Source organism: Rubritalea tangerina, assembly GCF_042683245.1.
GTDB lineage: Bacteria > Verrucomicrobiota > Verrucomicrobiia > Verrucomicrobiales > Akkermansiaceae > Rubritalea > Rubritalea tangerina.
In genome coordinates this window covers 1-1,361 of the sequence record NZ_JBHUJB010000065.1, presented here as the reverse complement: position 1 = coordinate 1,361, position 1,361 = coordinate 1, and the positions used below count along the sequence as shown (strand labels likewise).

The 1,361-nt window shown below is 44.5% G+C and carries 1 protein-coding gene; it reads left to right on the top strand.

Going from position 1 to position 1,361, the window contains the following annotated elements; all coding sequences use genetic code 11:
• Nucleotides 1-74 precede the first annotated feature (74 nt).
• Complete coding sequence (locus ACFSW8_RS14125; RefSeq protein ID WP_377178560.1) at nt 75-668, top strand: hypothetical protein; 594 nt, start codon at nt 75-77, stop codon at nt 666-668.
• Nucleotides 669-1,361 lie beyond the last annotated feature (693 nt).

The following is a 1,361-nucleotide window of genomic DNA, read 5'->3' as shown; positions in this document are numbered from 1 at the left end:
ACCCTCTATCCGTAAACAATAAATCACAGTACATTCCCGTCAGCGGTGCGGTGTGCTTTACGTTCTGCTAAAAAATGCGCTTCCTTACTGTATTCACGCTACTCATTGCTTCAATCTTACCAATAGAAGCTAACAATAAACGTAAGCTTAACATGCCCGATTGGGCTTTTTGTGTAGCCTACGTGCTTAGGGATGCTGATCAAAGAGAGCAAAGGCCAAATCCACCTTCATCTGATGATCCATTTAGCGGTGACAGTGAGACTTGGATTCCAAATAATATCCTTAGACGAGGTCATATCGTAGATGTCGCATCCTTGATTTCCAGAACCACAGCTCAAAAGATACTGGATAAGGAAACTACCGCCCGTTTTATTGGCGCGATATCGGAGCAAACCAAGAAAAACTTGGTGATGGACTGCTATGACCCCCATCATATTTTTGTATTTTATGATCACTACGGAAAACCAGTCTCTGCTATCGAAATCTGTCTTACATGCGGTCGAGTGAAGATGCTTCCATCGCAAAGTGTGAGGCATGACAACCTATATGGAACTGATTTGGAATTGATTGCTGAAATATTAGATAGCATAAAACTGAGTCTACATCCCTTTGAATCGCTCAAATCGTTTAAACAACAAAACAAGGAAATACAAATGCACCGCAAATGATTAACTTTGCAGAACAAGACGCTGCACCCAACCGCTGACCGCGGTTGAGCTCCGCTCACCATTTCCAATCCTCTATCCGTAAACAATAAATCTCAGTACATCCCCGTCAGCGGTGTGGTGTGCTTTACGTTCTACTGGAGATATCCCGTTGCAGAGTGCTCCGCTGGCTATTTCGGTACAGAAGACACAACTTAGAAAACCTTTTTCTAACTCTCAGGCTTAACAGTTACGACGCATTCACTGAGGCTGTGTATTCGGGACTCTGGAGTTTCATCATCGTGAACTTAATGAACATTATTCCTAGTTCCAAAAGCTGGGTAAGAATTCCAGAACTCTCGGCCTTCCATGCGATGAGGCAAATCAGTTTTTAGGTTTCCACCGTTTCGAGAGATCCTCGACGCCGGTACATAAATCTAAATGACCTGTCATAGAACGACCTTGCTACAAAGCTTTAGAAAATTAAGATCCACTTCTAAGTATGACCTTCCATCCAGTTGGAAACCATCGCGTGCATCAGGTCGTAGAACAAGACGCTGCACCCAACCGCTGACCGCGGTTGAGCTTCGCTCCCCTTTCCCAACCCACCATCCGTAAACAATAAATCACAGTACATCCCCGTCAGCGGTGCGGTGTGCTTTACGTTCTACTGGAGATATCCTGTTGCAGAGTGCTCAACTAGATTACTCAGTGCAG

Bases quoted from the DNA above. Each gene is read 5' to 3' on its own strand.
- ACFSW8_RS14125 (WP_377178560.1), top strand. From the start codon at position 75: ATGCGCTTCCTTACTGTATTCACGCTACTCATTGCTTCAATCTTACCA.